Here is an 8576-nt window from a genome sequence, read left to right as displayed (position 1 = left end):
ATGTCAAGTGTTTTTTTATAAATATAAGAAATTTCAAAAGATTTTGTTTGAAATCCTGGGGGGAAGAATAAAAATCATCCCTTCGGGATTGAGATATACGGGAGCCTAAGGGTTTCCGAATTCACTATCCTTATTAAAGGAGGGCGATTAGATGGAAAAAAATACTTTAAGAAAATATGATTTATTATTTAGTATTGTTTTAATGATATTTGCAATATTTGTTGCTATTAACGGAATTGTACTTACTATACAGGGAGCTAAAATGACTGGTGTAGAGTGGTATTCATCTGCAGGAATTATGCCTATAATAATAGCATTCTTTACTATGATATGTGCTATTAGTTTATATAAAATAGCTAAAAAAGATGGGGCAAATTTTGAATTTCTAAACGGAAAAAACATGAAAAATCTATTTGCAGAAAAATCAACTCAAAATACCTTGTTTATAATAGCGTTGCTTGGTACTTATATATATGTATTGCTTAGAATATTACCCTATACACTTGCCACATTTCTTTTTCTCTTTGTATTTATAGCATTTTTCAAAGGTGAAACTAAAAAAGAATTAATTGTGGCATTAATAGTTTCAATAGTTACTACGGCATTACTAGCTTATGGATTTGGCTCACTAGCTCAAATTCCATTACCATAAGGAGGCGGAATAATGACAGGATTTGTATTGTTTTTTCAGCAATTAACATCATTACTAACACCAGAAGTTATAATACTTATGGTTGTATCTAGCACTTTAGGTATAGTAATTGGAGCACTCCCAGGACTAACCGCAACTATGGGTATAGCACTTCTAACTGGGCTTACTTTTAAAGCAACAGAGGTTCAATCCTTTACAATTCTTATGGGCATATATGTTGGTGCCATTTATGGTGGGAGTATATCAGCAATCCTAGTAAATGTTCCAGGTACTGCCTCAGCTGCGGCCACTTGCCTAGAAGGACATAAAATTGCATTACGTGGAGAGGCTGAGTTTGCCATTAAAGCAACTAGAACAGCATCAATTATAGGGACAATTATTGGAATGTTTGCACTTCTATTTATAACCCCTATATTAACAAAGGTTGCTCTAATGTTCACATCCCCAGAGTATTTTATGCTTGCACTGTTTGGAATTTTAATATGTGGATCTATTGGAACGGCAGATCTCACAGTAAAGGGATGGATTGCAGGGCTTCTTGGGTTATTCTTTGCTACCATGGGACAAGAGGATATATTCTCAGTTCAAAGATTTATGTATGGAAATAGTAATTTAATAGGTGGAATTCAGATTATTCCAGCTATGATTGGATTTTATGCGGTACCAGAGGTAATAAAGGCCTTGGCGCATAAGGATAAGGTAAAAATGAAGATAACAAAGCTAGGGAAAGATAGAATTAAAATTCCTATGTGGCCTATTATGAAAAAGTCCTTTAGAGTTATAGTTCAATCCTCTTTAATTGGAGTTGGAATAGGTGCGCTGCCTGGAGTTGGTGAAGACGTTGCAGCTTGGTTATCCTATAGTACAGCTAAAAAGACAAGTAAGCACCCAGAGGAATATGGAACAGGTTCTTATGAAGGTGCAATAGCTCCAGAAGTTGGAAATAATGCAGCAATAGGTGGGGCTATGATTCCACTACTAACACTGGCAGTTCCGGGTAGTCCACCAGCGGCGGTTTTACTTGGAGCGCTTATGCTTCACGGTATAAGACCAGGTCCAATGCTTATGACAGAAACACCTTACTTTATATATCAGATATGTGCATTAATATTCTTAGCAACTATTGCTATGTGGATAATTGGAATATTAATTGCAAGACCAATGAGCAGTATATTGAAAATACACTCAGCATACCTAATGCCAGTTGTTGCGGCCCTAAGTATAATTGGAGCTTATGCAATTAATTTGAACTATTTTGATTTAGGTGTAGTATTCGTATTTGGAGTAATGGGATACTTCCTAGATAAGATGGCATATTCCCCAGCACCAATAGTGCTTGGATTAATACTTGGTAAGATGGTAGATACAAATTTCAGAAGAACACTAATAGTTAGTGATGGAAATTTTCTTCCATTTATTACAAGACCAATAGCATTAGTATTTTTAATAATAATTGTGTTTACAATAGTTAAGCAATCCATTGCTATGAAAAAGTCCGATACTACAACATAATAAATAAAAAATCAGAGTTTGGAGGACAAATATGAATAATGAAAAGGTTGAGTTTTTAGAGGGAAAAGCAAAAGAACTTAGAATGAATCTTTTAGAAATGATATATATGGCAGGAGCGGGTCATCCAGGGGGCTCATTATCGGCTTCTGATATAGTAACAACATTATATTATGATGAACTTAATATTGATCCTAAAAATCCCCATTGGTATGAGAGGGACAGATTAGTTTTATCTAAAGGTCATTGTTGCCCTGTTATATATACAGTTTTAGCAATGAAAGGATATTATGACATGGAGGTAATTAAAACACTTAGGAAGCTCGGATCAATTCTACAGGGTCATCCAGATATGCATAAGGTTCCAGGAATAGATATGTCTACAGGATCTTTGGGTCAAGGCTTATCAGCAGCTATAGGGATGGCAATAGCAGCAAAGCAGGATAAATTAAATAGCAGAGTATATGCAATACTTGGAGACGGAGAATGTGATGAGGGACAAGTATGGGAAGCTGCAATGAGCGCTTCTAAGTATAAATTAGATAATTTAGTAGCTATTGTAGATAGAAATCATCTTCAAAATGACGGCTGTGTATGTGACATAATGCCTACAAATAATTTAGCAGATATGTGGAGAGCAACAGGATTTGAGGTGTTTGAGATAAATGGACATAATATTGAAGAGATATTAGAAGCTTTTGCTAAGGCTAGAAAAGTAAGTGGAAAGCCAGTATGTATAGTAGCAGATACTGTAAAGGGTAAGGGAGTTTCATTTATGGAAAATGTTGTAGCTTGGCATGGAATGGCACCTAATAAAGAGCAGTACGAAAAGGCAATATCAGAAATAAAGGAGGCATAACTATGAAAGGTTTACCAACGAGACAAGGTTTTGGAGATGAAATATTGAGGCTTGGTCAGCTTCATGATGATATATATGTCATAGACTGTGATATATCAAAATCCTGTAAAACAGCAGATTTTGCATGTCAATTACCAAATCAGCATATAAATGTTGGAATAGCTGAGCAAAATGCAGCAGGAATAGCTGCAGGACTTGCAACAATGGGCAAGGTTCCTTTTATAAGTACTTACGCTGTATTTGGCAGTATGAGAATGTTAGAACAAATAAGAACATCAGCCTGCTATCCTAATTTAAATGTTAAGGTAGCCTGTAGCCATGGTGGACTTACTCCAGCAAGCGACGGAGCAACTCATCAAGGTATAGAGGACATGGGCATATATAGAACTATCCCTAATATGACAGTTATAATGCCAGCTGATTATAATTCTACAAGAAAACTAGTTGAAGCAGCTTATAAATGGAATGGACCTGTATATCTTAGATTTACAAGAGACGAGATGCCTTTATATTATGACGAAAATGAAGAATTTGAAATTGGGAAAGGTAAAATTCTAAAAGAAGGTAAGGATATAACCATAATAGCTATAGGTGATTTACTTCATCAAGCAATAAAAGCTGCAGAGGAACTAGAAAAGAAGGGCATTAGTGTGAGACTTATAGATATGTTTACATTAAAACCTTTAGATGAGGAGTTAGTTCTAGAGTCTATAAAAAGGACCGGTAAGGTTATAACTGTAGAAGATCACAATATTTATAATGGCTTAAGTAGTGCAGTTTCCGAAGTGATGGCTGAAAACGGAATAGGAAAATTGAAAAGAATAGCCATAAAAGATCACTTTGGTGAATCTGGAGATTACTATGAATTACTTAAAAAATATGATATGGATGAGGATGCTATTGTTAGAGCAGCCTACGAGCTTTTAGAAAAATAATAAATATACTTAAATGAAAATTGTAGTTTTTGATTATACGCTTTTGAAGATTTTAAGGTGTTATGGGATAAATTATATGGGTATGATATAATTTATCCCATACCTTTCCTGTATATAAGCATTACTTTAAATATGGTAAAATAGTAGTAAGAAAAATAGTGAAAATGGTTCTTAATTATGGTCAATAAAATTGATTTAAAAGCTAAAAATTTAACAGTGAATATTGAAAAGGGGTGTGGATATGAAATATATGGAAATTGGTAAATCTAAAATAAAGGTGCCAAGAATTACGCTAGGGGCCATGGGGATGGGCGGAGGAGCACAGTGGCAAAGTGATGATAGTGTTGCGCTAAAGACGATAGATACAGCGCTAGATATCGGCATAAATTATATAGATACAGCACCTGTATACGGGATGGGACATAGTGAAGAGCTATTAGGAAAGGCACTGAAAGGGAGAAGGGAAAGAGTTATTCTTTCTACTAAGTGTTCACTTCAATGGAGGAATAGGGAAGGCGTTTTTGAGTATGAGAGGGATGGACTTTATGTATACCGTAATTTGTCCAAAAAATCTATAAAGAATGATTTGGAAGTAAGTCTAAAAAGATTACGTACAGATTATATAGATATTTTCATTACCCACCGACAATCAGATGTGTATCCTGTAGAGGAAACAATGGAAGCACTATTGGAAATGAAAAAAGAGGGTAAGATAAGGGCCATTGGTATATCGAATTCTAATCCTGATCACCTTGAAGACTATCTAAAATATGGACAGGTAGATCTTGTTCAGGATAAATACAGTATCCTAGATAGGAAGTTAGGTGCGGAGTATCTACCAAGTTGTGAAAAAAACGGTGTAACTTTTCAAGCATTTTCTATGCTGGAAAGAGGTCTATTAACAGGAAAAATTGGTATGGATTATTTGGTAAAACCAGATGAAGCACGGAATGTTGTGGAGTGGTTTGAACCATCTAAACGTATTCTTGTACTACAAATGCTGGAGGGGTGGGCAAATCTATGTGAAAAATACAATTGCTCCATGACAAACCTAGTTACAGCATGTTCCTTAGCCGAATCCATGAATTTTAGCGCATTGGTTGGGGTACGTAGGCCGGAAAGTATAATAGATGCAGTAAAGGCCATGGATATTGAATTGGATGTAGAAGATTTTGAGAAGATGAAGTCCGATGCAGATGTTGTAGTAGCAGCATCTCACATATAAAAAACAGTTAAAATTTAATTGCCAAAACCCAATTCTTTATTATGTTTTGGAGTTTTGGCAATATCTTTCTACTTATTCTCTAAGGAATTAAGATGTTAGATTGTTTGAGTTAATAAATAAAGTAAGGTATTCATTAACATCAACTCGAGCCATGTTGAGTGTGTAGTAAGAATACGTTGCAAAAATACCTTATAATGCTTGAATTCATGAAATCTGCGAGTAAAATTTAAAAGGAGATGAGTAACAATCATGGAAAAAGATGTTAGGATAAATTTTAGATATTCAGAGGATGAATATGTAGCAGCGGTACAATGGTATTATTTTAAAAATCAATTAATAAGGATATACATATTGGTTGCTTCAATATTTGTTTGTACTGGATTATATTTTTTGTTTTTAGGGAAAAAACCGGTTGTGGGGCTTGTACTTGTAATTTCTGGCGCTTTAATCTATATATTATACGTCTATATTGTTATGTTAAATCCAAGGAAATTTTTCAAAACACAATCAAAATTAAAGGAAGAGCTTTTTTTTACTTTTACGGAAGAGGGAGTCTTGTTTAAGTTTGGAGAAGAAGCTAAGAATTTAAAATGGAATTATTATTCAGGATATAAAGAAAACAAAAACTATTTTTATTTGATATATGGTAAAAATCTTTTTACAATAATACCAAAAAGGTCTTTTAAAAATGATGCCAAAATAACAAAACTAAGGAAGCTACTAAATACTAATTTTGGTGGCTAATAGTTATTTACAAGCTTTTAATTACTGAGATTGCAGGGTAATTTCTTATTAAATATTAATATAAAGTTTGGAGGTAGTCATATGAAAATAGTCATAGCACCAGATTCCTTTAAGGGAAGTCTCTCCGCTCTCGAAGTATGTGAGGGTATTGAAAAAGGAATAAGAAAGGTATTAGGCGTAGCTGAAATAGTTAAGGTACCTATGGCGGATGGTGGAGAGGGTACGGTTCAATCTCTTGTAGATGCTACAGGGGGAAAACTAATAAAAGTAAAAGTAAAAGATCCACTTATGAGGACTGTTGAAGCCTTTTATGGAATCCTTGGAGATGGAACTACTGCAGTAATTGAAATGGCTGCTGCATCGGGAATAACATTATTATCTAAAGAAGAAAGAAATCCAATGAAAACGACAACCTATGGAACTGGAGAAATAATAGTGCATGCATTGGATATGGGCTGTAGAAATTTTATAATTGGCATAGGTGGTAGCGCAACTAATGATGGAGGTGCTGGTATGCTAAGTGCATTAGGTGTAAAACTTCTAGATGTAAATGGTAAGGATATAGGATGTGGTGGTGGGAGTTTAGATAAACTTAAGACTATAGATTTATCACATCTTGACAGCAGAATTGAGTTATGTAATATTGTAGCTGCTTGTGATGTTGATAATCCGCTTTGTGGTGAGAGAGGTGCTTCAAATATTTTTGGTCCTCAAAAGGGTGCTGATGAAGATATGATTATCACCTTAGATAATAATTTATCTCATTATGCAGATATGGTAGAAAAGTATTTAGGTATCTCAATAAAAGAATATCCAGGAGCTGGAGCAGCTGGCGGACTTGGAGGAGGGCTTCTTGCATTTTTGAATGCGAAACTTAAAAGAGGAATAGACATTGTAATTGAGACTACAAAGCTAGAGGATAGTATAAAAGACGCAGACTTAGTATTTACAGGTGAAGGTATGATAGATTATCAAACTGCTTTTGGAAAAACTCCCTTTGGAGTAGCAAAGGTTGCAAAAAAATATAATATACCAGTGATTGCTATAGCAGGAGGCATAGGAAAGGGTACAGAAACACTTTATGAACAAGGCTTTACTAGTATCTTTTCTATTGTAGATAAACCTATGCAGCTTGAAGAAGCTATAGAGAATTGCGGTATTTTGTTAGAAAATGCTTCAGAAAGAATTATGAGGATTTTGAAAACAAATAACAACTTTGACACATTATAATAATCTGTTTATGGGATTTGGTTGTTAAAGTATTTAGAAGGGAGACACTTTTGATAAAATTTATAATGTCTATTGGTTTAATAGTTTGTGGGTTACTGCTCGGACAGGTGTTAAAAAAAATGGTTGAGAATAAAACCATAAAAGAGTCTGTTCCTGTAGGTAAATATATGGTGTTTATTCAACGAATAGCATTACTTGTCATAAATCCGGTTGTCACTTTGGGCGCGTTTTGGGGCAGTCAATTTAATGACATGAAGTTTATAGCACTGCCTATTTTAGGTGCTGCTGCTATTAGTTTGGGCGGAGTGCTAGCTTATATATCTTCTAAAATTTTAAAGCATAATAAAAAACAAGTTGGTTCTATGTTTGTCACAGGTGCATTTACTAATATAGGGAACTTTGGTGGATTGATATGTTTTATGTTTTTTGGAGAAACCAGTTACGCCTTTGTTGCAATGTATAAAATGTTTGAGGAAATCCTATATTTTCTAATAGGGTATCCAATAGCAAAAATGCATGGAAACTATAAAGAAGACGCGAAAAAGAAGAATGCACTGGTAAGGATAATCACAGATCCTTTTATATTAGTATATTTTATTAGTATAATTCTTGGTACAGTATTAAATATTTCCGGAATTGTACGGCCAAGTGGTTATAAGAATCTAAACGAAATATTTATTCCACTATCATCCATCATGCTGATTGCATCCGTTGGTTTCAATATGAGAATTAAAGCCATTGGTGGGTATATAAAAGAATGCTTTATAATTGCCGCTATAAAGTTCGTTATAATACCAATTAGCATTACTTCTGCAGCATATTTTATGGGGCTTGGAACAATAAAAGAGGGGTTACTTCTAAAAGTGGTTTTGGTGCTTTCGGCTATGCCACCTGCATTTAATTCGCTAATTCCACCTCAGATTTACGATTTGGATGTGGACCTAGCTAATTCATGTTGGCTGTTTTGCACGGGCTGCCTTGTTATTGTTGTTCCTATTCTTTACTACTTAGTTAATTTAATATAAATACCAATAATCTTTAATTGGAAGATTTTTTAAAAAAAAGCAATTTAATTTTCGTAAAAGTACTTTAAGAGTCATATTCGGGGATTAAGCTATAGTTTGATTAAAAATTAAATATATTTACAATTTGAATAGGGAATTAATTGAAACAATTGTTGATATATTTAAAATTCATAATATTAAAACGGAAATTATAGCTGCAAGTATAAGAAGTCCATTACATGTAGTAACTGCAGCTAGAGCAGGAGCTCATATTGCTACGGTACCAGCTAATGTAATTATTGAAATGCTTAAACATCCATTAACTGATAGTGGTATAGAAAGATTCATTAAGGATTGGAATAATACTTTTAATAAATGATTAGTAAGAGGGATAATTTAGTCACACACTAACATCTCC

8 protein-coding genes and 1 pseudogene are annotated in these 8576 nt (G+C 34.1%); all 9 read left to right on the top strand.

The window, feature by feature from the left end:
• Positions 1-151 precede the first annotated feature (151 nt).
• A complete protein-coding gene (locus tag ACREVU_RS03865; protein ID WP_431550310.1) occupies positions 152-652 on the top strand; it encodes a tripartite tricarboxylate transporter TctB family protein in 501 nt (166 codons plus the stop codon).
• A 12-nt stretch (positions 653-664) separates the two neighbouring features.
• Entirely contained in the window at positions 665-2164 is a 1500-nt protein-coding gene (locus ACREVU_RS03860; protein ID WP_431550309.1) for a tripartite tricarboxylate transporter permease, read from the top strand.
• Between the two features lie 31 nt (positions 2165-2195).
• Complete coding sequence (locus ACREVU_RS03855) at positions 2196-3020, top strand: transketolase (protein ID WP_431550308.1); 825 nt, start codon at positions 2196-2198, stop codon at positions 3018-3020.
• Positions 3021-3022: 2 nt separating this feature from the next.
• Positions 3023-3955, top strand: coding sequence for a transketolase family protein (locus ACREVU_RS03850; RefSeq protein WP_431550307.1), 933 nt, complete (start codon positions 3023-3025; stop codon positions 3953-3955).
• A gap of 241 nt (positions 3956-4196) precedes the next feature.
• Complete coding sequence (locus ACREVU_RS03845) at positions 4197-5180, top strand: aldo/keto reductase (RefSeq protein WP_431550306.1); 984 nt, start codon at positions 4197-4199, stop codon at positions 5178-5180.
• 249 nt (positions 5181-5429) lie between these two features.
• Positions 5430-5924: a YcxB family protein gene (locus tag ACREVU_RS03840; protein ID WP_431550305.1), complete on the top strand. Its 495-nt coding sequence runs from the start codon at positions 5430-5432 to the stop codon at positions 5922-5924.
• Positions 5925-6005: 81 nt separating this feature from the next.
• Positions 6006-7154, top strand: coding sequence for a glycerate kinase (locus ACREVU_RS03835; RefSeq protein WP_431550304.1), 1149 nt, complete (start codon positions 6006-6008; stop codon positions 7152-7154).
• A gap of 50 nt (positions 7155-7204) precedes the next feature.
• Positions 7205-8179 (top strand): AEC family transporter, encoded by a 975-nt coding sequence (locus ACREVU_RS03830; RefSeq protein WP_431550303.1) that lies wholly within the window; start codon positions 7205-7207, stop codon positions 8177-8179.
• 136 nt (positions 8180-8315) lie between these two features.
• Positions 8316-8537: pseudogene (locus ACREVU_RS03825) on the top strand (transaldolase family protein); the annotation flags it as partial.
• Positions 8538-8576: the final 39 nt, after the last annotated feature.

It is taken from the genome of Clostridium sp. (genome assembly GCF_050717535.1).
Classification (GTDB): Bacteria; Bacillota; Clostridia; order Clostridiales; family Clostridiaceae; genus Clostridium_AD.
Note: the sequence above shows the minus strand (reverse complement) of the source record. Positions and strands in the feature narration are given on the sequence as shown.

Bases quoted from the DNA above. Each gene is read 5' to 3' on its own strand.
- ACREVU_RS03860 (WP_431550309.1), top strand. From the start codon at position 665: ATGACAGGATTTGTATTGTTTTTTCAGCAATTAACATCATTACTAACA.
- ACREVU_RS03845 (WP_431550306.1), top strand. From the start codon at position 4,197: ATGAAATATATGGAAATTGGTAAATCTAAAATAAAGGTGCCAAGAATT.
- ACREVU_RS03850 (WP_431550307.1), top strand. From the start codon at position 3,023: ATGAAAGGTTTACCAACGAGACAAGGTTTTGGAGATGAAATATTGAGG.
- ACREVU_RS03840 (WP_431550305.1), top strand. From the start codon at position 5,430: ATGGAAAAAGATGTTAGGATAAATTTTAGATATTCAGAGGATGAATAT.
- ACREVU_RS03855 (WP_431550308.1), top strand. From the start codon at position 2,196: ATGAATAATGAAAAGGTTGAGTTTTTAGAGGGAAAAGCAAAAGAACTT.
- ACREVU_RS03865 (WP_431550310.1), top strand. From the start codon at position 152: ATGGAAAAAAATACTTTAAGAAAATATGATTTATTATTTAGTATTGTT.
- ACREVU_RS03835 (WP_431550304.1), top strand. From the start codon at position 6,006: ATGAAAATAGTCATAGCACCAGATTCCTTTAAGGGAAGTCTCTCCGCT.